Consider the following 24,982-nt stretch of genomic DNA (forward strand, 5'->3'; position numbering starts at 1 on the left):
ATCAAATGGGATTTCCGAGAGGAGAGAGTGCCGTGCAGAGCCTGGGCAAAGAAAGCGAGCAGTTGCTCAAGAAGGATCAGCAGTATTTATGGCATAATATTACACCTTACAGTGAGAAGAACCCGCCAATGATAGCCGCATCCGCAAGCGGTTCATGGGTTACCGATATTGATGGCAACAAATTTCTGGACGGGATGTCCGGGCTATGGTGTGTGAATGTTGGATACGGGCGCAAGGAGCTGGCGGAAGCGGCGTACAATCAGCTGCTTACCCTGCCTTATTTCCCGCTGACACAGAGTCATATGCCGGCGATTGCCCTGGCGGAGAAGCTGAACGAATGGCTGGAGGACGATTATGTCATCTTCTTCTCCAACAGCGGCTCGGAAGCCAATGAAGCCGCCTTCAAAATCGCCCGCCAGTACCAGCAGCAGACCGGCCAGCATTACCGCCATAAATTCATTGCCCGCTACCGCGGATATCACGGAAGCTCGATGGGCTCCCTGTCGGCGACCGGCCAGGCGCAGCGCAAATACAAATATGAACCGCTGGGCGGCGGATTCCTGCATGTGGCTCCGCCTGACAGCTACCGCCGTCCTGAAGGCATGACGGAAGAAGCGTTTAACCTCCAGTGTGCGCAGGCTATTGAGGACATGATCATCTGGGAGGGTGTGGAGTCGGTCGCGGCGGTGATTATGGAGCCGGTCATTACCGGCGGCGGCGTCATTGTGCCGCATCAGGTCTACCTGGACCGGGTGCAGGAGATTTGCAACACCCACGGCGTGCTGCTGATCATCGATGAGGTGATCTGCGGCTTCGGACGGTCCGGCCGTAAGTTCGGCCACCACAACTTTGGAATCAAGCCGGATATTGTCACGATGGCTAAGGGGCTGACGAGTGCCTACCTGCCTTTGTCGGCCACAGCGGTACGCAAGGAGATCTATGAGGCCTTCAAGGATAACAGCGACGACTATGGGCACTTCCGCCATGTGAATACCTTCGGCGGCAATCCGGCTGCCTGTGCGCTCGCGCTGCGCAACCTGGAGATTCTGGAGCAGGAGAATCTGGTGGAGCGCGCCGCCATTCTGGGCAAGCGGCTGGCCGATGAATTTGCTAGTCTTCTGGATCACAAACTGGTAGGCGATATCCGCAGCTTCGGGCTGGTGATTGGCATCGAGCTGGTAGCGGATAAAGCCACCAAACAGCCTGCTGACCTCAGCATCGTCAAGGGTATTATCGCGGAATGCAAATCCAAGGGGCTGATCATCGGCAAGAACGGGGATACGGTGGCGGGCTTCAATAATGTCCTCACGTTCGCTCCTCCTTTATCCTCTACCGATGAGGACATTCAGTTCATTGTCGACACCTTCAAAGCTGTGCTGAACGGGAGCTGGGCAGACTGAACTTCTCCGGGTACAGGAACTGGTAAGCCCGCAGGGCCACCTGAATGGAGATCCGGTTCTCCGGAAGCATGAAGTCCTCGCCGAGCAGCTCGGTGATTTTGTCCAGCCGGTAGTAGAGAGATTGCCGTACAATGAACAGATTCCGCGCGGCAATCTGCTTCGAGCCGTCATGGTCGAGGTAGACGCGCAGTGTCAGCATCAGCTCGCTGCCCTTGGCCTCATCGTGGTCGATCAGCGGGCCGAGATAGCTGCGGATGAAATTCTCCAGCGTCTTGCCGTCGTTCAGGCTCAGCAGCAGCTGGAAGACGCCAAGCTCTTCATAGAACAGAATGGACTTCTGGTAACAAGAATAGAGAGACAGCGCTTGTACGGCTTCCTGGTATCCGGCATGGGCATGTTTCAGACCTCTGTGGGACTTGCTGACTCCGGTAACGAGCTGCAGGTCCTTCAGCTTCTCATCCGAGCGGATATGCTGCAGGGAATCGAGCGCCTGCTGCAGACGCAGCTTGCCGGGCAGCTTGGACTGGATATCCAGCGCAATGACAGTCAGCCGGTTATTCTTCAGCGTAATCAGCGGGCGCAGGGAGTACTTCTCGAAGATCGAGCGCAGAATGAGCGAGAGATGGAAGGTGATCGATTCCCAGTCATTCTCCGAGCTGTTCCATTTGACGTCACGCGGGTTCTCAATCTCGATCAGGCATACGCGGTACGGCAGCTCGTTAACCACGTTGAAGTCGGGTCCGACCAGCCCTTTGATCCGGTTATCCTCCTGGCCGCGGCCGCTAACGAGCTCATCCACCCACAGATTCTCGGAGAAAAGCTTGCGTTCCTCCATATACCGCGTGCGCAGCAGCTCCTGGGCGATTGACAGGGAGGCGGAATCCAGCAGCAGGCAGTCGAATTCCTGCGGCTTGTGATTGCAGACCATCAGGATATAGGCCCAGGTCTGGTCCAAGGCTCCGACTGGCTTCAGGGCAATGGTCTTATGGCCATACTCACGGATATGCGGTGCGGCATCCGGTTGAACGCCCTCCATTTCTTCACTGAAGGCCTCGAAGAAACTCAGCAGCGGCTGCTGCTCCTCGGGCGGCAGGGCCGGGAAGAACAGGGGTTTACCCTGAAGCTGCATATAGACAATCTGTGTGCGGGTGCTTTTGCATAGTAACTGTAATACCTTAAGGGTCCCCTGGGAGGTCAGCGTCAGACGGTGAAATTCGCGGGAGATGCTCTCCAACTCCTGCAGCATGCGGTGATGGCGGTTGATGATGAGGGAATGCAGATCGAGTGTGATATCGACAAAACGTACAGTGCGGGTAAACTGTATCAGCGGGAAGTCGTGATGGTTGGCCAGATCAATCATTTCCTGCGGAATCGAGCTGAAATACGCTCCAAGCTCAATGCACAAACAGGCGGCGTTCTTATCGATCAAATTCTGCATAAAAGATAAAGAAGCGGCTAAATCAGTGCTTGCACTCATCCCGGTGGTCAGAATCATCTCTTCTCCGTGAATCAGGCTGTCGAAGCTTGCGCTCTCCAGCACATGCACCCAGCGGACCGCCCGGTTCAGGCCGTTTCTTCCTCCAATCAGCTCGGCTTCCGCAAACAGCGGTCTCTTCAGTGCATCGCGGATCGTAAATACAAGTTCCCAATCCATAAGCTTCCCCCTCGTTGAACGTATGCCTTGCAGCCCGCCTGCGCGGCTTCTCCATTCTCAGCACATTCTCACAGGTAAAAAATAGACTTTTGAAATTAGACAATGTGTCTAATGTAACGAAAAATCGAATTGACTATAGTTTGAATATAGAATGTCAGGAAATATGACTCAATATTGAATATGAATCGGTGTTGATGTTGGCTTAGAGTTCATTTTACTACAATAATCCTGATAAGTAAGTAAAATATTAAGGCAATCATCGTAATAATGTTATATTATATAACACAAACCTGATTCGAAAGCGGAAGCTATCATACAGAAGGAGGGATAACCGATGGAGCAGGCTTCACCGTTAACGTTCACACCTGATATGTTCATGCGCAATTTTGCCGAGGCTGAGCCGGGACTTACCCGCAAAGGTGCAATCGAGGAATCCAACCGCTGTCTGTATTGTTATGATGCCCCTTGTATCAAGGCCTGTCCGACCAGCATTAATATCCCTTCCTTCATCAAAAGAATCGCCACCGATAACCTGAAGGGTTCGGCGCAGACGATTATGGATTCCAACCCGGTAGGCGCCAGCTGCGCCCGCGTATGCCCTACCGAAGAGCTGTGCGAAGGCGCCTGTGTCCTGAATGACGCTTCGGCGCCGATTCAGATTGGCCTGCTGCAGCGTTACGCTACTGACTGGGCGATCAGCAGCGGAGTTCAATTATTCAAGGCAGGTGTCCCCAACGGTAAAAAAGCCGCCGTGATCGGCGGAGGACCGGCAGGGCTGTCTGCAGCCAGAGAGCTGGCGCGGGAAGGCTTCCAGGTGGTGATCTATGAAGCGAAGCAGCTGGCAGGAGGCCTCGATACGCATGGGATCGTATCTTTCCGGCTGCCGCAGTCTATCTCCCTGTGGGAAGTAGAGCAGGTAGAGAAGCTGGGTGTAGAGATCCGCACCGGAATGAAGGTCGGAGTGGATATCTCTGTTGAAGAGCTGAAGGCCGGGTATGACGCTATTGTGCTGGCTGCAGGCATGGGCTATGTCCCTCCGCTGGGCATCGAGGGCGAGAAGCTATCCGGTGTCTATGATGCAATAGAGCTGGTGGAAACCACGAAGACCGGGATTCCTACCCTGGAGCTGATGGGCCGGCGCGTTGCTGTCATTGGCGCAGGCAACACGGCGATCGATGCGGCTACCTGCTCTGTGCGGCTTGGCGCAGCGAACGTGAAGATGGTCTACCGCCGGACCCGTACGGAGATGACGGCCTATGACTTCGAATATGAATTCGCCAAGCAGGAAGGCGTGGAGTTCAGCTGGCTGACCCTGCCGAAGCGGATTGTCGGGGACGAGCTTGGTAATGTAACCGGGCTGGAATGCGTGCAGATGAAGCTGACGGGCGAGACCGGTCCGGACGGCCGCCTTACTCCGATGCCGGTGGAGGGCTCCGAATTCATCCTGCCCGTGGACGCGGTCGTAGTGGCGATCGGGCAGAAGCGGCGGATTGACCTCATTGAAGCGCTGGGCCTGGAGCATCACCGGGGTGTAGTGAAGATTGACGGGGCAACCGGGCGTACCTCTGATCCGCAGATCTATGCTGCCGGTGATATCGTCTTCGGCTCCGGTGCAGGTGAAGCGATGGTTGTCTCCGCCGCCCAGCAGGGCAAGGATGCCGCCTATGCGATTGTGAAGCAAATGTCGGGCCATCAGGACAGTGTGGTTGGCTCTGCGGTATAGATTTCATAAGACAGGGAGGGAATATCAATGGCAGATCTCAGTATTGATTTTGCAGGAATCAAGTCACCGAATCCGTTCTGGCTGGCCTCTGCGCCGCCTACCAATACAGGTTATCAGGTGCAGCGCGCATTCGAAGCAGGCTGGGGCGGCGCGGTGTGGAAAACGCTGGGCGAGCCGGTCATTAACACCTCCTCGCGGTTTGCCGCCGTTCATTTTGGCGGGCAGCGTGTAGCGGGCTTCAACAATATCGAGCTCATTACCGACCGTCCGCTGGAGGTTAACCTCAAGGAAATCTATGAGACGAAGAAGAGATTCCCGAACAATACGATTATCGCTTCGCTGATGGTTGAGCCCAAGCAGGAGAAATGGCATGAAATCGTCAAGCGCGTCGAAGCGGTCGGCGTAGACGGCCTTGAACTCAACTTCGGCTGTCCGCACGGGATGGCCGAGCGCGGAATGGGCGCAGCTTCCGGCCAGCAGCCCGATCTGGTGCAGGCGCAGACCACCTGGGTCAAGGAAGTGGCGACAACACCGGTCATTGTGAAGCTGACGCCGAATATCACCGACATTACGGTCGTAGCCCGGCATGCCGTCAAAGGCGGCGCGGATGCGATCAGCCTGATCAATACGATCAACAGCCTGGCCGGGGTGGATATTCACAGCTGGAACACGATCCCGAATGTCGGCGGCCAGGGTGCGCACGGCGGCTACTGCGGTCCGGCAGTGAAGCCGATTGCCCTCAGCATGGTGGCGGAATGTGCGCGTGACCGCGCAGTCGGTGTTCCGATTTCCGGAATCGGCGGCATCTCCACCTGGCAGGATGTCGTAGAGTTCATGCTGATGGGCTCCACCGGCATTCAGGTCTGTACGGCGGTTATGCATCATGGCTTCCGGATTGTGGAGGAGATGATCGACGGCCTGAATAATTACCTGGATGAGAAGGGCCTGGCTTCAGTGATGGAGCTGGTCGGCAAGTCGGTGCCCAAGTATTCCAACTGGGGCGATCTCGACCTCAACTATAAAGTGGTTGCGCGGATTAACGAGGATAACTGCATCAACTGCAATAAATGCCATATCGCCTGCGAGGACGCTTCGCATCAATGTATCGACATGCTTACGAATGCTGAAGGCAAGGCGATTCTGCAGGTGCGTGAGGAAGACTGCGTAGGCTGTAATTTATGTTCCATCGTCTGCCCGGCAGACGGTGCGATTGATATGGTTGCACTGGATAGCGGAGTTGCCCCGATGACCTGGAATCAGCGTAATCAGGTCATTAGCGGATTAAACGGTTCTTATTCGGAAGTGGAGGTGGGTTAAGATGAAGAAGATCATCAAGAACGGCATTATCGTCACAGCAGCGGATACTTATACAGGGGATGTCCTGATTGAAGATGGGATCATCACCGGAATTGGCCTGAACCTTGAAGCGCCGGGAGCCGAGATTGTCGACGCTTCCGGCTGTTACGTATTTCCGGGGGGGATTGACCCGCATACGCATCTGGATATGCCTTTTGGCGGTACCGTCACTGCTGACGATTTTGAGACCGGCACGATGGCCGCCGCCTATGGCGGAACCACAACGGTTATCGACTTCTGCCTGACCACCAAGGGCCAGCCGCTGCAGCAGGCGGTAGATACCTGGCATGACAAGTCGCAGGATAAGGCAGTTATTGACTACAGCTTCCACCTCATGGTGTCGGAGCTGAATGACAAGGTGCTTGGCGAGCTGCCGCAGATTATTGAGAAGGAAGGTATCACTTCGCTGAAGGTGTTCATGGCCTACAAGAACACCTTCCAGGCTGATGACGGTGTGCTGTACAAGACGCTGCAGGCGGCCAAGCGTGAAGGCGCACTCGTTATGGTGCATGCCGAGAACGGCGATGTGATCGAGTATCTGGTGGATCAGGCGCTGGCTGCCGGCAACACCGATCCGATCTATCACGCGCTGACCCGTCCTCCCGAGCTGGAGGGCGAGGCCACCGGCCGGGCGGCGTATTTAACCGGGCTGACGGATTCGCAGCTCTATGTAGTGCATGTGACCTGCGCCGAAGCCGCCTGGAAGATCGCGGAAGCCCGCAAGAAAGGGCTGCGCGTCTACGGTGAGACCTGCCCGCAGTATCTGGTGCTGGACCAGTCAGCGCTTGAGAAGCCGGACTTCGAGGGTGCGAAGTATGTCTGGTCTCCTCCGCTGCGCGAGCAGTGGAATCAGGACGTATTATGGGATGCGCTGTGGAGCGGCACGCTGCAGACGATAGGTTCTGATCAGTGCTCTTTTAACTTCAAGGGACAGAAGGATCTGGGGCTGGGTGATTTCTCGAAGATTCCGAACGGCGGGCCAACCATCGAAGACCGGTTCAGCGTACTCTACTCTGAAGGTGTGCAGAAGGGCCGCATTTCACTTAACAAGTTCGTGGATATTATCTCCACCTCCAGTGCCAAGCTGTTCGGCCTGTTCCCGCAAAAAGGCACAATCGCTGTAGGCAGTGACGCAGATATCGTCATCTTCGATCCTGTTGTAGAAAGAACGCTTTCCGCTGAGACTCATCATATGAATGTGGATTATAATGCTTTTGAAGGTATGCAGGTTAAGGGGGAGCCGGTGTCTGTGCTCAGCCGCGGAGAATTCGTTATCCGCGACAAGGCGTTCGTCGGTATAGCTGGTGCGGGCAAATATTTGCACCGCAAGCGTTTCGAGGCGGAAGCGCCCCGTCCGGCCCAGGCGGAAATCAGCGGAGGAGTGATCTGAGATGTCGGCATTCGACGAGTTCGACCAAGAGCGGCAGGCGATTGACAGCCTCCTGCTGCAGGGATATACGGTTACCGGCATCTTCGAGGATCTGGACGGGGCGAAGGTCCGATTTATCCGCAGGGAGCCGGCCGGAGAACCGGTAGAGCTGCTGCTGCTTACAGCAGATGCGCGCAAGCATGTGACGACGCTGATCTTTGGCGGCAGCAAGCCGGCGGCTCCGATTGAAACCCATACGTAAATCAGCAATACGGATAGAGGGCTGCGATCTTAGGATCGCGGCTTTTTGCCAATATTATCGTGGCGGTAGTTCCGGCATTCTAAAATCAAGACAGCCGGATCACTCCTGAACATGGGATGACCGGCTGTTCTGCTGTAACTATTCGTATCTGTATTCATGCCGCAGGATAGACATGACCTGCAGCGATTCGAAGCCTTCCTCAGTCCGTACACACTCGCGCAAGGTGCCTTCCAGTTTAAAGCCGGCCCCTTCATACACATGCTGTGCTCTGGAGTTATAATCTTTGACGTCCAGCCATAGCCGGTGAGTATCTGTACGGGTGAAGACCCAGTCGCTCAGCAGCTTCAGCGTCATTGTTCCATAGCCGCAGCCCTTGGTCTGAATGACAATCCGCTTGATACAGACCGTGAGGTTACGGTCGTGAATTCCCGTAAGGATTACGTAGCCGGCCCGTTCCCCGGCGCGGTCCTGAACAATCAGGTGCATAATATCTCCATCATCCAAAGCTGCTGTGTGCTGATCCCTGCTCCACTGGCCGATGAACCGGCGGTTCGGCTCAGCCCTTTCGGCATCCAGGACAAAGTCGAGATCTTCCAGGGTTGTTGCCCGTAAATCTATAAGGTCTGAATGCAGCATAACAATCCACCTGCTTCCTGAGTATGTATACAGCTATAGTACAGGAAGGAGAGACGGCTGCCAATCTGCAGTGTATATGAAGCTGAATCTGGATTTGAGGGGGACTCCGCTACGCCAGACGGTTGGTTGACTCCGGGGATGAGAAGACAGATACGGACGGAGAGCGGGTAATTTCAACAGGGGCGGGAGTGATCTCGGTAACATCGGGCGAGTATAGATAAAAGCTGTTGCCTGCTTCGGAGGTTCGGATTCTGGTGAATTCATTAGCAAGGCTGATGGTCGAGGAGGATGCAAGCGTCTGTTCTCTGACCCGCAGCTTGAAGGTTACCAGCGTCTGGTCTACAGCCGGAATGCAGCTTAGTTTATTGGCCGCTTCGACCTGAATATCGATTCCGCGCATAGTGGTGTTCATTCCGAGATAGATGCTCCCGTCAACCGGGTTCTGGAAATTGAACTGAAAGATATTATTCACTTCATCGCCGGGAGTATAGCTTGCATCCGTATAGACAGACTGCTGTGTGTATTCAGCGTTGTCGAATACCTGACTGTCATATTGCACAATGAAATTGAAATAGCTGTAGCCATGATCATTGGGAGCGAAATCCCGCAAAAGGACTTGCACGGTTACTTCATCACCGGGTAAATAGGCGCTTTTATCCGTGGTAACTTCTACGGACATCGCAGGAGCCGTATTATCTACAGTAACCTCACGAATCATCGACATCATAAGCGGCAGCAATCGAGTAGTTTTGACAACTTTTTTGAATCCGGTCCATGTATTCATTCTTCAACCTCCGTAGCTCTAATCATGCATCCTGTGCCTGAATCAACCTGTGTAAGAACAATGGTAACAATTGTCACTGATAAAACGCTGATAAACGTCGAACTATGACATAAAATATCGAATAGATGAGCACAAAATATACATATTTGCGCTAAAAAGCAGCCCGGGCAGGAGGAAGGAAGCCGGAGCTGCTTTTTAGTGTGCTTTTATCTATGGAACATACTTCAGCATTTATTTACCCAGGCGCTGGTAGACCTCCATGAACCATTCCGGCAGGTCATCACCCGTCTCGGCTTTGTAGGAGTCCCTGAATTGGGTGAATTTTCGCTGCGCCCTCAGAGGCTTGCCGATTTCATAATAAATGGAGATCAATTGCAGGGCATAACTCTCATCCAGCGGCTCCAGCTCGGCCAGGCGTACGGCGTAATCTTCAGCTTCATAATGACGTCCGTACCGTATCAGCTCCAGGGCAAGCTGCTCCAGCAGCTTAAGATAGATCCGGCGGTATTTGTCGCGGGAGGAATACACCCAGAGGCTGTCCAGCGATTGCAGCAGATCCCCTGTGTACTGGGCGGCAGCATCCCGCATCTCCTCCGGCTGATTGTTCTGCAGTGCAAGCGTGGCTGCCTCCATGAATCTTTCGGTATCGCCTTCGATCCCCCTGGATTCCAGCCGGTAGTTTTCCCTGTCGAAGGTCAGCTCAATACTGTCCCCCAGCGCAGCTTTCTTTAAGGTTTTGCGGATCTGATAGACAGTGGTGTGCAGATACTGCTTGCCCTTCTCATAGTTCCATTGCGGAAACACATCATTCAGAATTACACTTACGCTGCCCTGTCTGTGAATCCATAGATAGGCGAATAGTTCCTCTGCCTTATGAGTGCTCCATTTCACGGCGCCCTGCGGACCCGTCAGCTCATAACCGCCAAGAAGCCGGAAGGCCGTTTCCGCACTTCTTGTCCCGGTGGCGCCGGGCAGCATACGCTTGGAGAGTATCTTGTTCCACGTCTTGAGCAGGCGCGGGGGGTCTACGGGCTTCAGCAGATAATCCACCGCCGACAGCTCAAAGGCTTCAACGGCATAATTCCGGTACGCTGTCACGAATACGATATCCGTGTCCGGTGAGAAGGGCAGCAGCTTCTCGGCAAAAGCCAAGCCGGACAGCTCAGGCATCTGGATGTCCAGAAATAGAATGTCGGGCTTATGTTCTACGGCAGCCGTAAAAGCTTCGCGCGGATTATCATACACAAGAACAGAGGAAATGCCGTCACACTGAAGCAGCAGCTCACGCATCTGCTCCAGCGCCGGCCATTCGTCATCAATAACCATTACAGATATACTCAGGAGACCTCATCCTTCCATGGGATTGTTATAAGTACCTCGATGCCCCCGTTGCTCCCGCGTGTAATAACAAGCGGATAGCCGAACTGTGTCAGCAGCCGGCGGTTGATATTCCGCAGGCCGATTCCGGTGCCTTCTCCATGTGGAGAACGGTAGCCCTCGTTCATCCAGGAGGAGAGCTGCTCATCGCTCATTCCCTTACCGTTATCGGTGACGGTGATTAGGATGGCATTACCCTCCTGTCTGGTGGAGAGGATTACGGTCCCTCCATCAATCTTCTCCATCAGTCCGTGGCGGACGGCATTCTCCACGATCGGCTGCACAATCAGCGGCGGCAATGAAAATTCACTGACTTCAATATTATATTGGGCATTCAGCCGCTTCCCGAAACGGGCCTGCTCCAGTGACAGATAAGCCTCAATCAGTTCAAGCTCCTTCTCAAACGGAATCGCCGTTTCCTGATTGCTGAAATCGAAGCTGCCGCGCAGAAAATGGCTCAAATCGTACAGCAAATGCCGGGTTTTCTCATTGTCGCGTGTGCTCATCCAGATAATCGTATTAATGGCATTGTAGAGAAAATGCGGTTTGATCTGCGCGCGCAGCATAGCGATCTCCGAACTTAGCCGGTCGGATACCGATCGTCTCAGCTGAACCAGGGTATTGACGCGTCCCTTGAGATCGCTCCAGGCATAAGGCTTATGGATGAAGTCGTTAGCTCCGGCACGGAAGGCCGCCTCATTGAAGTGAAGCTGCTGCCCGGCTGTGGCCATCAGGATCGGCAGATCCAGCGGCGTGTAAGTCTGGCGGATCCTCCTGCACAGCTCAAGGCCCGACATTCCCGGCATCATGACATCGATGATGCAGAGGTCGAAATCACGGTCCTCTGCAAGCAGGGCCAGTGCGTCCTTGCCGCTGCCCATACTGGAGATCGTATAATTCTCCAGTGACAGCAGGTTGGTCAGCGCCTTCAGATTGGCATAATCGTCATCCACAATCAGAATGCGGGGAGCATAGGGGCCTGCCTGTCCGGTGGAGTGCGTTACCGGAGTGGTTCTGTACTTCCATTCCTCATCCACAGCCTCCGGAGGCGCCTGCACCGGCGTAAGCAGCAGCTGGCGGTCTTCCGGCTCCTCCGTTACGGCAGCGTCAGCCTGCCCGGCGGGGAGTGTGAAGGTGAAGCTGCTTCCGCGGCCAAGCGTGGAGGACACGGTGATCCTTCCCCCATGCAGTTCCACAAGCTTACGGGTAATGGCCAGACCCAGACCCAGTCCGCCAGTCTCCAGCGAATCGGCTTCGTTAACCTGCTCATAATCACGGAAGATGCTCTCCAGCTGTTCCCGGGGAATGCCCCGGCCGGTATCGGTGACCGTTACCGATATGGAATCATTCAGCTGAACGGCCTCAATAATCACGCTGCCGCGATCGGTGAATTTCAGCGCATTGTCCATCAGGTTGTAGAGGATCTGCATCAGCCGCTGCTCATCCGCCTGGACCAGGAACGCCCCTGGCGGAATGCGGTTCTTGATGCGGATCTCGCCGTTCTTATTCAGAAACTGGAAGACTTCAATTACAATTTCTGCAACGCCCTGAATATCAACAGCACCCCAGTGCAGGGTGATGCGCTGCCGCTTGATCTGTTCATAATCAAGGATATCCCTGACCAGGAAGGCCAGCCGTCTTCCGGTTCCGAGGATCAGCCGCATATCCTCACGCTGTGAAGGGGTTAGCGGCCCGCCGGCACCCTCATACATAGACAGTGAGATATTGATGATAGCATTCAGCGGTGTACGCAGCTCAATTGAAGTCTTGAGCAGGAACTCATCCTTGTCCCGGTCCTTGCGTTCGAGCTGAAGGGAGAGCTGCTTGATCGTCTGATAGGCATACGCATGGCGTGCAGACAGGAAGAGGCCCTCGGCAAGGATGAAGATCGGGCCGGATACCGGCGGAATGGCATAAAGTCCCGTGCCCAGGAACAGATTGCCCGCCAGGGAGAAGGTGAACATAATCGCCGCAATCACACCGATCAGCAAATAATAGGAGCCGATCTCACGCCGCCAGGTTGCCTTGGCCATAACATAGAAGGTATAGCAGACCGAAATGAAGCTGAAGACCAGCAGTATACTTGCGATCCGTGAGTAAATAAGGATCGTACTCATCAGTACAATAATGCAGAAGCCGAGCGAATATACGAAGGTGATCCGCCGGAAGAGCCGGGAATAGAGTGCGGGAAACAGGGAATAAGTATAGCTGGATACGAAGTAGAACCCGATTACGCCGGACATGACCTGTAATTTGCTGAAGGCTTCATAGGAAATGGAAGGAAGGTATTGGAACAACAGCTTCTCGCTGTGTGTCAGCATATAAAGAGCGATGGTGAAGCAATACATAGCCAGCTGCAGTGAAGAGTTGTCCTCTTTGCGCTGGAATCCCTGTCCCAGAAAGTAGAAGCTGATAAAAGCAAAACCGGCCACTAGCAAAATATCGTAGGTACTGTTCCGCTGGTCTATGGCCCCTATGGATGAAGGTGTGCCGATCCGGATGGATTCGGCAATGCCGCCGTTCGCATAGGTGAAGTTGGAGGTGTGAATAAGGATTTCAGCCTGATTGTGCTTGGCACTGAAAGTAAAGGAATAAGGGTTGTTGCGCGGTTCCGTGCTCTGAAGGGATACCCCCGGAAGTCCGCTTTCTCCCAGCAGCTCGCCATTCACGAATACCTGGCTGGCATTACGGATATTGTTCACCTTAAGGGCAAAGGCAGGAACCTCCGGCGGAAGCTGGAGCAGCAGGCGGTAGGTGGCATATCCGTAACGGGAGAACCCGGTAGTCTCAGTGCCCGGACCCCAGGCTCCGGGTACAGCCATATAAGCCGGAGCCTTCGCGGTACCGGAGAGTGTGTCTTGCGGGTCCAGCAGCTGTTGCCAATAGAACTCCCATTCACCGTCCAGCGGGAAGACAGAGGAATCATCAAAGGTACATGCGGACAAATCTATATAACCGTTCTGCCGGCTGGAGCATTTGGAAGAAGAGGCGCCCAGGAGCGGCACCAGTGCGGATGCGGCAAGCAGGCAGATGCACAGCAGGGCGAGCGCTCTTTTGGCCAGCAGACTATAATCAAATGGTTTCATGAAGACCTCACTTCGGGCTGGCTGTTGGTTCGACAAGATAAGAGTATATCCAGGTTCACGCCGACTCTGTTACTAGTTGATTTCATCATATCTCCGGCAGCTTATGCTTGTCTAGTCAGTTGACGTTTTGGCGTCAGGCGGACAGAAGTATTGTATAATTGAAACTCAATGCTATTTATAACGGCAACTATTCCAGAATGTAATGAGGAGAGCTGAGGAAATGTTCTTTTTAGATATAATGTCATGGCTGACCGAGGAGCGGCTGCGGACTCTGCTGGAGCAGTACCGCTCGCTCGGGCCGCTGCCCGGAGTTGGACTTACCTTCATGAAATCATTCGTGCCGCCGCTGCCGACCATTGCGATTGTGGGGCTTAACGGGGCGGTATACGGCTTATGGCTCGGATTCCTCTATTCCTGGATCGGTCTTGTAGCCGGCTGTGTAACTACCTTCCTGATTATCCGTAAAATCGGCAGCCACCGCTACCTGCGTAAATGGGCGGAGCGGCCCAAGGTCGCCAAAAGCATGACCTGGGTCCGCCAGAGCGGGTTCAGCTATGTTTTTCTGCTCAGTCTGTTTCCGGTAGGGCCATTCGTAGTCATTAATATGGCTGCCGGGCTTGCCGCCATGCGTCTTCGCTCCTATCTGATTGCCCTGTGCGCCGGCAAAGCCATTATGGTATTCGCCGTCTCTTACATCGGCAATGATGTGGACCGGTTCATTCGTCATCCGGGAGAGATTGTCTACGTGCTGCTGTTTATCGGAGTGTCGCTCTGGGGGGTTAAGGCGATCGAGTCCAGATTCGCCCGGCTGGCCCGGGAACGGGAATCAAGCAGTAAACCGCTACAGAGAGAATAATTCGCGGATCTCGCCCCCGGGCTCTCCTGTATCCCCGGTGTGAAGCCAGCTGTTGGTGGCAGAATTATAGCGGTAATCGCTGCTCCATTCGCCGATGCGGCTGACGATGGAACGGACGGCGAAGGCCATATGCTCCACCTCCCGGTCCGTCATGACCGGGTGCAGGGACAGGCGGACCCAGCCCGGCTTCAGTGACTGGTCGCCGGCGTGGATCGCCTGGATGAACGCCTGCGAATCCGCAGGGTCCAGCCCGAGCAGCTGATGGCCGTACGGGCCGGCGCAGGAGCAGCCTCCGCGTGCTTGAATGCCGAAGCGGTCATTCAGCAGGCGGACGGCGAGGTTGTAGTGGATCTCCTTCAGCGTGAAGGAGATAATCCCGTGGCGCTCAGTCTGCGCGCCTGCCAGTACGGAGCAGCCTGGAATCTGCGCAAGCTCCGCGAGCAGCTTCCGGCATAGCTCCTGCTCCCGGACCACCATATATTGCCCGGGTCCGTTCATCTGATCCTTCAGTCTGATGCACAGCGCTGTGCGGATAGCCTGCAGGGAACCGGGGGTGCCTCCGTCCTCGCGTACCTCTACATCAGCAATATAGCGGCGCCCGCCCCAGCGGTTGACCCATACCACGGTGCCTCCGCCGGGTTCATCCGGCACGCTGCCGGTGCTAAGTGCGGCATCAAACAGCAGCACTCCGCCGGTTCCGGGGCCGCCGAGGAATTTGTGCGGAGAGAAGAAGATGGCATCCAGCTTCTCCTGCGGAGATGCAGGATGCATGTCGATCCGTTCGTAAGGTGCGCTCGCGGCAAAATCGACAAAGCAAATTCCGCCATGCCGGTGCATGACGGCGGCCAGCTGATGGTAGGGTGTCTGGATGCCGGTGACATTGGAGCAGGCTGTGAAGGAGCCGATTTTGAAGCGGCGGTTCCGGTAGCGCAGCAGGAGCTCCTCTAACTGCTTAAGGTCAACCTGCCCGCCCGGCCCGGATGGAACGGTGACCACATCGCCGATGCCCTCCTGCCAGGGCAGCAGATTGGAATGATGCTCCATATGACTCACGAAGATAACCGGGCGTTCCTCCGGCGGGCAGACGTAGTTCTGCTGCAGCCATTCCGGCAGCTTAAGGCCCATGATCCGCTGCAGCTTGTTCACCGCTCCGGTAGTGCCGTTGCCGCAGAAGAGCAGCGCATCTCCGGGACCTGCATTCACATGCTGCCGGATGATCTGCCGGGCTTCATTATAAGCCAGGGTCATCGTTAGCCCTGTGGTATTGGAATCAGTATGCGGATTGCTGACATAGGGGCCGAAGCTCTCCTGTATTCTCCGCTCAATCGGCTCGTACAGCCGGCCGCTGGCCGTCCAGTCGGCATACAGCAGCGGCTGGCGGCCGTACGGGGTAGTAATCATATGACGGTTTCCTATGATATGCTCGCGAAAAGCCGCGAAATGCTCCTGCAGTGAAGACGGCGCCTCTGCTGCAACGGCGTGGCGGATACTCAGCACGGATAATCCCTCCAGACAATGAATCTGTTGTCGCGGATACGGAAGGGGACCGTCCTTGGAGGGATGGCGGTACCGTCCTGATATAAAGACGGGCAAATCCGTTTCCGCTTGCCCTCAGTATATGCCCGCGCCCGGAATTAGGTTAAAGCCCATGCCGGATCACAATACTGCTTAGATGAAAAGCTGAATATCGCTCTCCAGTGCGTCCTTCAGGTATGCCGCAGCGTCGATAATCTCCACCTCAGGCAGCAGCTCCTCCGGCTTGAAGCCCATAATTTCCACCGAGAGCTTGCAGGCATAGAACTTGATGTTCTTTTTGCGCGCCCCCTTCAGGAAATGAATCAGCTTCGGCGCCCCCTGATCCTCAATCATCTCCTCCAGCATCAGCTTGCCTAGGCCGCTGAAATTCATCCGCGAGAGCGGCAGCTGCTCCGGCCCTTTGGGTGTGATAACATCCATCAGCTTCTCGTAGATACTCTTGTCCTCCAGCGTCATTGTCTCCGGGTCCCGGATGAGGAACAGCCCCCAGAATGAGAAGAACATCGTAACCTCCACCTCAATATCCCTTGCGGCATTCGCCAGAATCAGCCCCGCCATGGCTTTGTCATATTCTCCGCTGAACATCAGCAGATTTAATTTTTTACCCATTCGTTGACCCTCCATCAGTATCCATAGAATGTCATTAGTATGGTTGTACGGAGGTAAAGTATGCCTGCCCGGCGAATACAGCATACAGGTGAGGATTTTCAATTTTTTGGATAAAGGCAGGGATAAGGTTGCAGGATGAACATATTTTGCTGGTAGACGACGAAAAAGGGATTCTGACGATGCTTGAGCTGCTGCTCACCGGCTTTCCAATCCTGCTGCTCCTGGTCGGTCTGATCCTTTACGGGGTGCGGAAAAGGTAACACTTTCAAGGGTCAGCTGAAGAACAGGCGGCTGTAGTTCAGGCTGGCGTTCCCTGAACGGAAGGCACCCGGTGTCTGCCCGGTAAGCTTATGGAATACCTTAATGAAGTAACTGCCGGAGGAATAGCCGACCTGACCCGCAATGGCTTCGATGCTGCAGTCTGTTGTTCTCAGCAGCTCCACGGCATGCTCAATGCGGACCCGGTTCAAATAGTCATTGGGGGTAACACCCACTGCCTTGCTGAAGGTCCGCAGCAAATGGAATTTCGAGAGGCCCAGCTTCCCGGCAAGCTGCTCCTGGCCGATCATGGAGCTGTAATTCTCCTCGATGAACCGGACACATTCGCGGATGGCCGGCGGCCATCCGGCCGCGTCGCGCGGGCCGCCGGAGGTATGCCTGCCGAGTTCCATCATGAATTGATGCAGCAGCGAGGAAGCCGAGTAAGGATCGGTAATCCGTCCGGAGTGGGCTTCACGGACGATATCGCGCAGCATGCGGACCGGCGGGCTGCCGGAATCCAAGGCCGGGGTTGCCCCGATTCTGGACTTGATATCATTCCAGAGCGGCAGCAGCGGCTCCGGCCGGAAGAGCAGGAAATAGAACTCCCACGGCTCCGTACCGCCGGGATAATAATACCGGTGGCTGCCGGGAATCTCAGCCATGAAGGCCTGTCCGGGGCCGATGCTGAAGCTCTCCCCGTCAAGCTCATAGATCCCGCTTCCCGAAACGGTGTACTGGAAGAGCAGCAGCGGACCATCACTGCGCTCCAGGCCGTTCCAGTGATAATCCGGGCTCAGCTCAACCGAATGCCCGGCTGCAAAGAGATTCAGCAGCGGCAGCCGGTCCGGCTCACTGAAGCGGAAGCCGTAGATGCCCAATGCTTTTGTACTGCCCACAGCAACTCCTCCTAAAAAAAGCCCCCATGCGGGAGCTTCAAATTCAAATATAAGAATTTATATGTTACACGCTATAAATTATCCTTCTATTTCTCGCTGAAACGGATACCGTCCTTCAAAAGGACGGTATCCGTTTCCACTTGAAAGATTAATGTGTTATTCTCTGGTGCTGTCCTGCGGCTCTGCTGCGGACTCAGCCAGACGGGCGTTATCATAACGGCGGGCGGACAGCCAGATGCTTCCGGTGAAGAGCACAATCAGTCCAAGAATAATTCCGAAACGCCAGTCTCCTGCTTTGAAGTTCAACTGGAGGACCGTAAGTACCAGTGCCACCTGGGTCCAGACGAGTGTGCGTTTGCGGAAAGCTGTAATATCTCCGGCCATCTTCGGCATTCCGCGGATAATGCGGTAGGCAAGGATGGCCAGGATCAGCGCAAATATAACGGTTCCGGCAATTTCGCCGGTAGTTAATCCATTCATGTTCTCATAATCCTTTCGGGTTAACTTCAGTCTTACCTTTTATTATAACGATCCCCCGTTTATGAAGCCAGCTTGCGGATTTCGTCGGCAGGCAGCGGAGGGAAGAACAGGAATCCCTGAATATGCGGACAATCATGCTTCACCAGGAAGGCGAGCTGCTCCGGCGTCTCGACCCCTTCGGCAATCAGGTCATAGCCAAGCTGCGAGGCGACGAAGACGATGGATTTGATAATGGTCTCGTCAATGGAACTGACACCGATACCGGTGATGAAGGTCCGGTCAATTTTGATTTTGTTCACGGGAAAATGCTTCAGGTAATTCAGTGAGGAATATTTCGTGCCGAAATCGTCAATGGAAACGATGATTCCGTGATCGCGCATCTGCTGCAGCAGCGGATAGTGTTCTTCCAGCAGTGCGGTGCTCTCTGTAATCTCGAATTCCAGCATATCGGTATCCAGTCCGTACTGGTCAAGCACAGAGAGCAGATTCTCGATCAGATTGCGGTTGTAGAACCAGCTGTTGGAGATATTAATCGATGTCCGCAGCAGCGGCATTCCCAGGTTCCGCCACTCGCAGAGCTGGCGGCATACCTCGCGCAGCACCCAGTCGGTGAGCTGGATCATCAGACCGGCCTCTTCCACGGCGGCGATGAAGGTGCCGGGCCCGATCAGACCCTTCTCGGGATGGTTCCAGCGGATCAGCGCCTCCATACCGATCATTTTACCTGTGACGGCATTGATCTGCGGCTGATAATACAGCACGAATTCTTCCCGCTCCAGTGCAGAATGCAAATACTTAGCGATCATCGTCTTCTGCTCCAGCTTCTCGCGCAGCTCCCAGTCGAAGATGAAGAAGTTGGCGTCTTCCTGTGTCTTGGCCTGGTACATGGACATATCCGCGAATTTGAGCAGATCATCTTTATTCTTCGAATGCTCCGGGTACAGGGAGATGCCGATGCTGGTGGACAAGCTGAGATGTGCTCCGGAGATCAGCAGCGTCTGCGAGATTAATAAGCTGATCTGTTCGGCAATCACGGGGATTTGCTCACGCGGCAGGTCAGGGAAGATCATGACGAATTCATCTCCGCCGGTACGCGCGAACAGCTTGAAGGGCAGCTCACCGGATTTCAGCCGGCCGGCCAGTGTCTTAATCACCTGATCCCCTGTAGAGTGCCCAAGTGTATCATTGATTTCCTTAAACCGGTTCAAGTCGAAAAAGAATAAGGTATAAGTCTGAGTCGGGTCAGAGCATTGCAGCAGCCGCTCGAATTCATCCATGAAATAACGCCGGTTCGGAATGTCCGTCAGACTGTCGTAATGCGCGAGCTTCTCGTATAAACGCTTGGAGATGCTCAGATCACGGGTCCGGAGACTGACTACACGCTCCAGCTCACGGTTAAACCGGCTCTGATGCCAGAAAACGTAGAGAATGAAAGCAATTACAAGCAGGAAGGCAATATCGATCCATAGCACGCTGCGGAACACCTGCCATTTCTTATAGGAGGGCAGGGATATCCCCATCAGCCAATGCTGATTATAGGCCTGAACAGGAACGGTAAGCTGCAGGTCATCGGCATGCGATTCATTGCCAAAGAGGAACGTGTGGTCCTCGGCTGTAACATATATATTGCTGTCCTCGAGTGCAAGCTGGTTCACAATGTTATCAATCTTCACTGTAACCGAGACGATGCCCTCGAAAGAGTTGTCTTTGTAAATTGCTTGCCGGATTACCATTCCATAGCCGCCTTGGGCTAATGTACGGGGCCCGTCTACCGTAATGCCGCGGGAGCGTATCGTTTCTTGGATCATGCCGGGGGAGGCCAGGGAGGCATCCAGCAGCAGGCTTTTGCCCAGAATCGCTGTGTTGCCTTCAAGAGGGTAGAGGTAGCGGATAAGACCGTCAGGAGCGATCATAATGTTCGTGACATGGCTTGAGTTGTTGTTGTGTGCCGTTACCAGATAGTTATTAATGAGTGCGGGATCAGCATCGAAGCCGACCGTTTGAATAAAGGAACTTACGCCTTTGACAATTGCCACTCTCTCCTCAATATTTGAGGTCAGCATGACTGCCTGTGAGGACAGATCAGCCTTCTCAGCCCTGTATTCCCGGTTCACGGACAAGGAATAATAATAGAACAGCGAGAGCTGCAGGACGACTAAGAAGCCGACAATAATCGTTAAAGGCTTTTTATTAATGAAAGCCATGGATTGCCTCCGATACCCGAAAGATTAAAGCAGTAGATTTGCTATTCATAAAAAGCGGTTCCTGCACCGCAGAAAAATGTCGAGATATGTCGTAGGTGTTTCTATAGCATGTCATTTTTATCGTCTTTGCGCAAGGAAAAACCTAACAAACAGCCGTGTAAATTCAAAACGGATAAACACCTTCTGCCCCGAAGGCAGCAAGTATTTATCCGTTGCTCTAAAGATTGGAGCCCAAGTAGCTTGAGCCTGAACCTGTAATTATTTCTTGAAGATGCCCAGCGGTGCGCCGATCGGCAGGAAAGTACGTCCGAAATGAGCATTGAGCACAGATGCGCCGCAGCCGTAGAGCGATACAATTCCGATAGCCATTTCCGCAACGGCAGCCAGCTTGTGGAAGAATTCTGCAGCGACTCCGAAGGCATCCATAGAGAGGCCGAGGAACAGGAAGTCAATGAGAATGAAGATGACCAGCAGGACGCGGTTCGCTTCAACGGCGCCGAGCGTCATGAACAGGGTGAACACGAGATATCCTACAAAAACAAATCCGAGCTGCTTGGGATCAACGCCTTCTGCCAGCACCGTACCGAATACCCCGAGCTTGATCAGCCAGCTTGCGCCCATGCCGAACCAGAAGAATGCATAGGCACCAAAAGCGGTCATGCCAAAGGTGTTGTTGTGCTTGGCATCCTGAATGGATGCGAACAGCTGGGCGAAGGCTCCGAGGAAGATAGCCCATGGAATAGCGTAGCTTAGACCTGTTGTAATTTCGAGCTTTTGTGAAGAAGCGACCAAGGTGACGATAGCCAATCCGAACAAGCCGATGGCGCTGGGGTCGGCGGTGACAATTTTGACGGATTGAGTTGTTTGCGGTTGCGCTGACATAACAATTAAAGCCTCCAATTTTCATAATTGTTCGCATAGGATAACAGCACCCGGAGCGGGTGCTGTTATCAGCTTGCCTATCATATCATATACCCGGTAGCTTGCCTATAAAATTACTGCTTATTTTGACTCCGGAAAGTAATTTTTCTGCGCTAAAAAAGAATAAAGTGCCGTGACCTGGAGAGGTCTGCTGATATAGTATCCCTGCAGCTCGTCACTGCCCAGCGCGCGCAGCATGTCGAACTGCTCCTGATGCTCTATGCCTTCGGAGACGACCCGCAGCCCGAGGTTATGGCTTAGCTCAATAATCGCCTTGACGAGCACATCACCCGGCGGGGCTGGAGACATCTCGGAAACGAAGGAACGGTCAATCTTAATGACATCGACAGGGAAGCGGCGCAGATAGCTTAAGGAAGAGAAGCCTGTGCCGAAATCATCAAGCGAGATCCGGAAGCCGTGGGCTCTAAGCTGCTGCAGTGACCGGAAGATGCTGTCCCCTGAGACCAGAACGCTCTCTGTGATCTCCAGCTCCAGACTCGAAGCAGGCAGTTCATATTCATGAAGCAGATCGAGCAGCAGTTCAAGGAGGCCGGGCTGCATCAGCTGCAGGGCAGAGATATTAACCGCAGCGGTAACCTCCAGCCCCCGGCTGCGGAATTCACGCATATCGGAGCAGACCTGCCGCAGTACCCAGCCGCCAATGCCGACAATCGAGCCGCTGCTCTCCGCCAGCGGGATGAACTCGGCCGGTGAGATGCTTCCGTAGCTCGGACTGGTCCAGCGCAGCAGCGCCTCCACCTTCGATACCTGTAAAGTGCCTGCACCAAGGATAGGCTGATAATGCACCTCGAACTCGTTCGCCACTGCGGCAGAGAGCAGCTGCTGGGCCAGGACCTTCTTGCGCCGGATCCCTGCCTCAAGATCCTCTGAATACAGAAAGATGTTATTGCGGCCTGTCTCCTTGACATGGAACATGGCCAGATCGGCCTGTTTGACCAGATAATCGGCATCTTCACCGTTCTGCGGATAAATGCTGATGCCGATACTGGCCGTATTATATAGAAGATGCCCTTTAATATGGTGGGGCATAGAGAGAGCCTCCTGAATCCGTGACAGCTGCGTATGAATGCTCCCGGCATCGGGGACATCGGAGAGCAGAATGGTGAATTCATCCCCGCCAAGCCGGGAGACCACATCGTGTTTGCCGACAACCTGTGAGATCCGGAAGGCCGTCTCCTTCAGGATAGCATCCCCGAAATCATGGCCCAGAGTGTCGTTCACCGTCTTGAAATGATCCAGATCTATAAATACCAGGGCAATCTGCCGGTTGAGTCCTTTGGCCGCGGCGATGGCTTCATTCAGCTTGGCAAAAAAGAGTGAGCGGTTAGGCAGCTGGGTCAACGGGTCCAGCAGGGATTGCTGCCGCAGCTCGTTCTGAACCTGTTCCAGTGAATCGATCATCCGGTTGAATTCAACCTCCACTTCGCCGAATTCATCCCGTCCAGTGCTGGGAATCCGGATAGACAGATCCTTGCTGCTGCCGATAGCACGGATATTTCTTACCAGCGATGACATCCGGTCCAGAATGAACCGGTTGACGAAGAGCATGCTTGCGGCAAGCAGCAGCAGCATGGAGATGAAATAGAGCATGCGGAAGGTGCCTATGGACTTCAGTCCGCTATTGTAGAGCTGCCGGGGCTCCTTCAGGGAGATGATCAGGCCCGGATCACCGAACAGATCATTCACCGCCGTATGAATCGACATCATGCCGTCTGAGACCGGATGGGTCCAGGTCGGCTGGCCTCCGCTCTCCGCAAGCAGCGCAGAGGTAACGCGGGACACTTGAATAGTGGAGAGGGTGTCCTTCCAGATATGCGAAATCTCTTCCGGGTGCAGCATTCTTCCGGCAACGGCCGTGCCAATCACCGGCTTGTCACTGCTGCTGCCGGCAATGGGCGTGAGTGTGATCAGCATAGGACCCTTATCCAGAATAACAACGCCGCTCCTGCTCTCTTCGGTTCCGGTGAAAGCAGGCAGACGGCTGTGGATCAGCTTGAAAAGAGTGAGCTGTTCCTGTGTCAGGGGGGTAACACTTCCTAATGCCAGATCGTAGGAGCCGCCATATATTGGACTGCCGTTCAAATCCAGCAGGGCGATCATATCGAAGCGGTTGATTTCATAGGTGGTCTGGTCAAAGCTGCTGGGGGTGGGGGCAGTACCGCCGGATAAGGCCGGGCCGGTATTTCTTACAGATTCCATGAATCTGTAGGTTTCATCCCACACGGAGTAATTGAGAAGTCCGGTCTTCATGTCCTGCAGTTCTTCATTATAGGAAGCCACAGCTTTGGTCAAGTTGCGCTGCAGCTGCGCCTCGTCCAGCTTCTCGAAACGGTTAAGCAGAATCATGTGAAGAAGCAGGTAGGTAGCGCCTATCCCGAGCACGGCAACCAAGCCAATGAAGATAAATATTTTTTTGCGGAGTTTCATGATGCTCCCCTTTAATATTTAAGACTTAATAGGAAATAAGTACCATCTATAATAGTGTACCACGATTAGGGAATATTTTGCAGCGTAAATCTCCCCAAAGTGTCGAAATTTGATGTATAATAATTTAATGATAATTATTATCAAATAATAATTGAAGGAGATAATCCTTGGCATGATGGAAAAATGGACGATTTTTAAGAAAGCCTCACGGTTTGGAGTTATTCCCGTTATGCTCATACCGGTTGTCCTGGGAACGGTCGGGGCATATGTATGGCAGGGAGTATTCCATCCGTTTTTGTTTGTTATAACCTTTGTCGGAGCAGCTGCGGCGCACTTATTCTCCAATATGGTGAATGATTTGTGGGACTTCCGCAACGGAACCGACACGGAGGCGCATAATACACCTGAGGCCATCTCTACGAATTCCGGTTTCCTGTCCGGAGGCATCATGCGGGAGTCGCTGTTTGCGCTCCTGACCTGGGGTCTGCTGGCCGTTGCAGTTATCTGCGGCTTGCTGCTTAGCTTGTACAGCGGCTGGGAGATTCTGTGGTTTGTCGCCGGCGGTGCGCTGATCGCTTATTTCTATGTCGCGCCGCCGCTGCGCTTCGGCTACCGCGGCAAGGGCTACAGTGAGCTTGCGATCTTCCTTGCGTTCGGATTGATGCCTGTTCTGGGCGCCTATTTCGTTCAGACTGGTGAATTCAGCCTGAAGCCTGTCCTGTTGTCTCTGCCGATCGGGCTTCTGACAACGCTGCTGCTGTTCAACCATCACTTCCTGCACTGGAGAGCTGACCAGCAGGCCGGCAAGCGTACGCTTGTTGTAGTATGGGGCGAACGCAGAGCATTGATTTTCTCTCATGTACTGCTCTATACCTCATATGCATCCCTTATTGTTTGTGTACTGCTTGATGTACTGCCGGTGTATGCGCTGCTCGCCTTGCTGACGGCCATTGCACCGGTGCATGTCTACCGCAACCTGCAGCCGCAGAATGCATCCGCCGCTTATCTACCGCTCATGGGCGCCTCACAGCGGGCCTCTGTGCGCTGCGGGATGATCATGGCGGTGGCACTGCTCATTCAGGGACTGGTCTGAAACCGGAATTTACTACATTACAGAAAGCGGG

At 54.2% G+C, this 24,982-nt stretch carries 19 protein-coding genes; 7 read left to right on the forward strand and 12 right to left on the reverse strand.

Annotation, left to right across the window (positions count from 1 at the left end):
- Positions 1-5 precede the first annotated feature (5 nt).
- On the forward strand, positions 6-1,400 hold the full coding sequence (locus MHI42_RS22255; protein WP_342424785.1) for an aspartate aminotransferase family protein: 1,395 nt from the start codon (positions 6-8) through the stop codon (positions 1,398-1,400).
- Here MHI42_RS22255 and MHI42_RS22260 read toward each other — a convergent pair.
- Positions 1,366-3,054, reverse strand: coding sequence for a PucR family transcriptional regulator ligand-binding domain-containing protein (locus tag MHI42_RS22260; RefSeq protein WP_171720752.1), 1,689 nt, complete (start codon positions 3,052-3,054; stop codon positions 1,366-1,368). The two genes, MHI42_RS22255 and MHI42_RS22260, sit on opposite strands and share 35 nt — an antisense overlap.
- A 334-nt stretch (positions 3,055-3,388) precedes the next feature.
- On the opposite strand from MHI42_RS22260, the gene MHI42_RS22265 reads away from it, so the two are divergent.
- From MHI42_RS22265 to MHI42_RS22280, 4 genes are read left to right on the forward strand one after another with little or no spacing between them, the layout of a single operon-like run.
- A complete protein-coding gene (locus MHI42_RS22265; RefSeq protein WP_342420693.1) occupies positions 3,389-4,777 on the forward strand; it encodes an NAD(P)-dependent oxidoreductase in 1,389 nt (462 codons plus the stop codon).
- A 27-nt stretch (positions 4,778-4,804) separates the two neighbouring features.
- Entirely contained in the window at positions 4,805-6,094 is a 1,290-nt protein-coding gene (gene preA / locus MHI42_RS22270; RefSeq protein WP_342420694.1) for an NAD-dependent dihydropyrimidine dehydrogenase subunit PreA, read from the forward strand.
- 1 nt (position 6,095) lies between these two features.
- Complete coding sequence (hydA, locus tag MHI42_RS22275) at positions 6,096-7,523, forward strand: dihydropyrimidinase (protein WP_342420695.1); 1,428 nt, start codon at positions 6,096-6,098, stop codon at positions 7,521-7,523.
- Position 7,524: 1 nt separating this feature from the next.
- Positions 7,525-7,764 carry a hypothetical protein gene (locus MHI42_RS22280; RefSeq protein ID WP_042140327.1) on the forward strand — a complete coding sequence of 80 codons (240 nt, stop codon included), beginning with the start codon at positions 7,525-7,527 and terminating at the stop codon, positions 7,762-7,764.
- Between the two features lie 138 nt (positions 7,765-7,902).
- Here MHI42_RS22280 and MHI42_RS22285 read toward each other — a convergent pair whose 3' ends face one another.
- The 4 genes from MHI42_RS22285 to MHI42_RS22300 all read right to left on the reverse strand — a co-directional run bounded on the left by MHI42_RS22285 (position 7,903) and on the right by MHI42_RS22300 (position 13,647).
- Positions 7,903-8,400: a GNAT family protein gene (locus tag MHI42_RS22285; RefSeq protein WP_171720744.1), complete on the reverse strand. Its 498-nt coding sequence runs from the start codon at positions 8,398-8,400 to the stop codon at positions 7,903-7,905.
- Between the two features lie 109 nt (positions 8,401-8,509).
- Complete coding sequence (locus MHI42_RS22290; RefSeq protein ID WP_171720743.1) at positions 8,510-9,184, reverse strand: hypothetical protein; 675 nt, start codon at positions 9,182-9,184, stop codon at positions 8,510-8,512.
- A 231-nt stretch (positions 9,185-9,415) separates the two neighbouring features.
- A complete protein-coding gene (locus MHI42_RS22295; protein WP_171720742.1) occupies positions 9,416-10,510 on the reverse strand; it encodes a response regulator in 1,095 nt (364 codons plus the stop codon).
- 11 nt (positions 10,511-10,521) lie between these two features.
- Complete coding sequence (locus tag MHI42_RS22300) at positions 10,522-13,647, reverse strand: ATP-binding protein (RefSeq protein ID WP_342420696.1); 3,126 nt, start codon at positions 13,645-13,647, stop codon at positions 10,522-10,524.
- 220 nt (positions 13,648-13,867) lie between these two features.
- Between MHI42_RS22300 and MHI42_RS22305 the strand changes: the two genes are divergently transcribed.
- Positions 13,868-14,503, forward strand: a complete 636-nt coding sequence (locus MHI42_RS22305) for a TVP38/TMEM64 family protein (protein WP_042140322.1) — start codon at positions 13,868-13,870, stop codon at positions 14,501-14,503.
- On the opposite strand, the gene MHI42_RS22310 is transcribed toward MHI42_RS22305, so the two are convergent.
- The 7 genes from MHI42_RS22310 to MHI42_RS22340 all read right to left on the reverse strand — a co-directional run bounded on the left by MHI42_RS22310 (position 14,489) and on the right by MHI42_RS22340 (position 23,858).
- Positions 14,489-16,000: an aminotransferase class V-fold PLP-dependent enzyme gene (locus MHI42_RS22310; RefSeq protein WP_342420697.1), complete on the reverse strand. Its 1,512-nt coding sequence runs from the start codon at positions 15,998-16,000 to the stop codon at positions 14,489-14,491. The genes MHI42_RS22305 and MHI42_RS22310 overlap by 15 nt on opposite strands.
- A 171-nt stretch (positions 16,001-16,171) precedes the next feature.
- Complete coding sequence (locus MHI42_RS22315) at positions 16,172-16,648, reverse strand: DsrE/DsrF/DrsH-like family protein (RefSeq protein WP_042140320.1); 477 nt, start codon at positions 16,646-16,648, stop codon at positions 16,172-16,174.
- A gap of 272 nt (positions 16,649-16,920) precedes the next feature.
- Complete coding sequence (locus MHI42_RS22320; RefSeq protein ID WP_342420698.1) at positions 16,921-17,805, reverse strand: AraC family transcriptional regulator; 885 nt, start codon at positions 17,803-17,805, stop codon at positions 16,921-16,923.
- Positions 17,806-17,961: 156 nt separating this feature from the next.
- Entirely contained in the window at positions 17,962-18,285 is a 324-nt protein-coding gene (locus tag MHI42_RS22325; RefSeq protein WP_042140314.1) for a hypothetical protein, read from the reverse strand.
- 59 nt (positions 18,286-18,344) lie between these two features.
- On the reverse strand, positions 18,345-20,489 hold the full coding sequence (locus tag MHI42_RS22330) for an EAL domain-containing protein (RefSeq protein ID WP_342420699.1): 2,145 nt from the start codon (positions 20,487-20,489) through the stop codon (positions 18,345-18,347).
- Between the two features lie 258 nt (positions 20,490-20,747).
- Positions 20,748-21,371 (reverse strand): GPR1/FUN34/YaaH family transporter, encoded by a 624-nt coding sequence (locus MHI42_RS22335; RefSeq protein WP_042140313.1) that lies wholly within the window; start codon positions 21,369-21,371, stop codon positions 20,748-20,750.
- Positions 21,372-21,491: 120 nt separating this feature from the next.
- A complete protein-coding gene (locus tag MHI42_RS22340) occupies positions 21,492-23,858 on the reverse strand; it encodes an EAL domain-containing protein (RefSeq protein WP_342420700.1) in 2,367 nt (788 codons plus the stop codon).
- 172 nt (positions 23,859-24,030) lie between these two features.
- On the opposite strand from MHI42_RS22340, the gene MHI42_RS22345 reads away from it, so the two are divergent.
- A complete protein-coding gene (locus MHI42_RS22345; RefSeq protein ID WP_340989490.1) occupies positions 24,031-24,951 on the forward strand; it encodes a prenyltransferase in 921 nt (306 codons plus the stop codon).
- The last annotated feature ends 31 nt before the right edge of the window (positions 24,952-24,982 follow it).

The sequence above is a fragment of the Paenibacillus sp. FSL E2-0178 genome (genome assembly GCF_038593005.1).
Taxonomy (GTDB): domain Bacteria; phylum Bacillota; class Bacilli; order Paenibacillales; family Paenibacillaceae; genus Paenibacillus_AQ; species Paenibacillus_AQ phytohabitans.

Excerpts from the sequence above, each read along its gene's own strand:
- MHI42_RS22335 (WP_042140313.1), bottom strand. The coding sequence starts at position 21,371 with ATGTCAGCGCAACCGCAAACAACTCAATCCGTCAAAATTGTCACCGCC.
- MHI42_RS22255 (WP_342424785.1), top strand. The coding sequence starts at position 6 with ATGGGATTTCCGAGAGGAGAGAGTGCCGTGCAGAGCCTGGGCAAAGAA.
- MHI42_RS22290 (WP_171720743.1), bottom strand. The coding sequence starts at position 9,184 with ATGAATACATGGACCGGATTCAAAAAAGTTGTCAAAACTACTCGATTG.
- hydA (WP_342420695.1), top strand. The coding sequence starts at position 6,096 with ATGAAGAAGATCATCAAGAACGGCATTATCGTCACAGCAGCGGATACT.
- MHI42_RS22300 (WP_342420696.1), bottom strand. The coding sequence starts at position 13,647 with ATGAAACCATTTGATTATAGTCTGCTGGCCAAAAGAGCGCTCGCCCTG.
- MHI42_RS22280 (WP_042140327.1), top strand. The coding sequence starts at position 7,525 with ATGTCGGCATTCGACGAGTTCGACCAAGAGCGGCAGGCGATTGACAGC.
- MHI42_RS22315 (WP_042140320.1), bottom strand. The coding sequence starts at position 16,648 with ATGGGTAAAAAATTAAATCTGCTGATGTTCAGCGGAGAATATGACAAA.
- MHI42_RS22265 (WP_342420693.1), top strand. The coding sequence starts at position 3,389 with ATGGAGCAGGCTTCACCGTTAACGTTCACACCTGATATGTTCATGCGC.
- MHI42_RS22295 (WP_171720742.1), bottom strand. The coding sequence starts at position 10,510 with ATGGTTATTGATGACGAATGGCCGGCGCTGGAGCAGATGCGTGAGCTG.
- MHI42_RS22325 (WP_042140314.1), bottom strand. The coding sequence starts at position 18,285 with ATGAATGGATTAACTACCGGCGAAATTGCCGGAACCGTTATATTTGCG.
- MHI42_RS22345 (WP_340989490.1), top strand. The coding sequence starts at position 24,031 with ATGATGGAAAAATGGACGATTTTTAAGAAAGCCTCACGGTTTGGAGTT.
- MHI42_RS22330 (WP_342420699.1), bottom strand. The coding sequence starts at position 20,489 with ATGGCTTTCATTAATAAAAAGCCTTTAACGATTATTGTCGGCTTCTTA.
- MHI42_RS22260 (WP_171720752.1), bottom strand. The coding sequence starts at position 3,054 with ATGGATTGGGAACTTGTATTTACGATCCGCGATGCACTGAAGAGACCG.
- MHI42_RS22285 (WP_171720744.1), bottom strand. The coding sequence starts at position 8,400 with ATGCTGCATTCAGACCTTATAGATTTACGGGCAACAACCCTGGAAGAT.
- preA (WP_342420694.1), top strand. The coding sequence starts at position 4,805 with ATGGCAGATCTCAGTATTGATTTTGCAGGAATCAAGTCACCGAATCCG.
- MHI42_RS22340 (WP_342420700.1), bottom strand. The coding sequence starts at position 23,858 with ATGAAACTCCGCAAAAAAATATTTATCTTCATTGGCTTGGTTGCCGTG.
- MHI42_RS22305 (WP_042140322.1), top strand. The coding sequence starts at position 13,868 with ATGTTCTTTTTAGATATAATGTCATGGCTGACCGAGGAGCGGCTGCGG.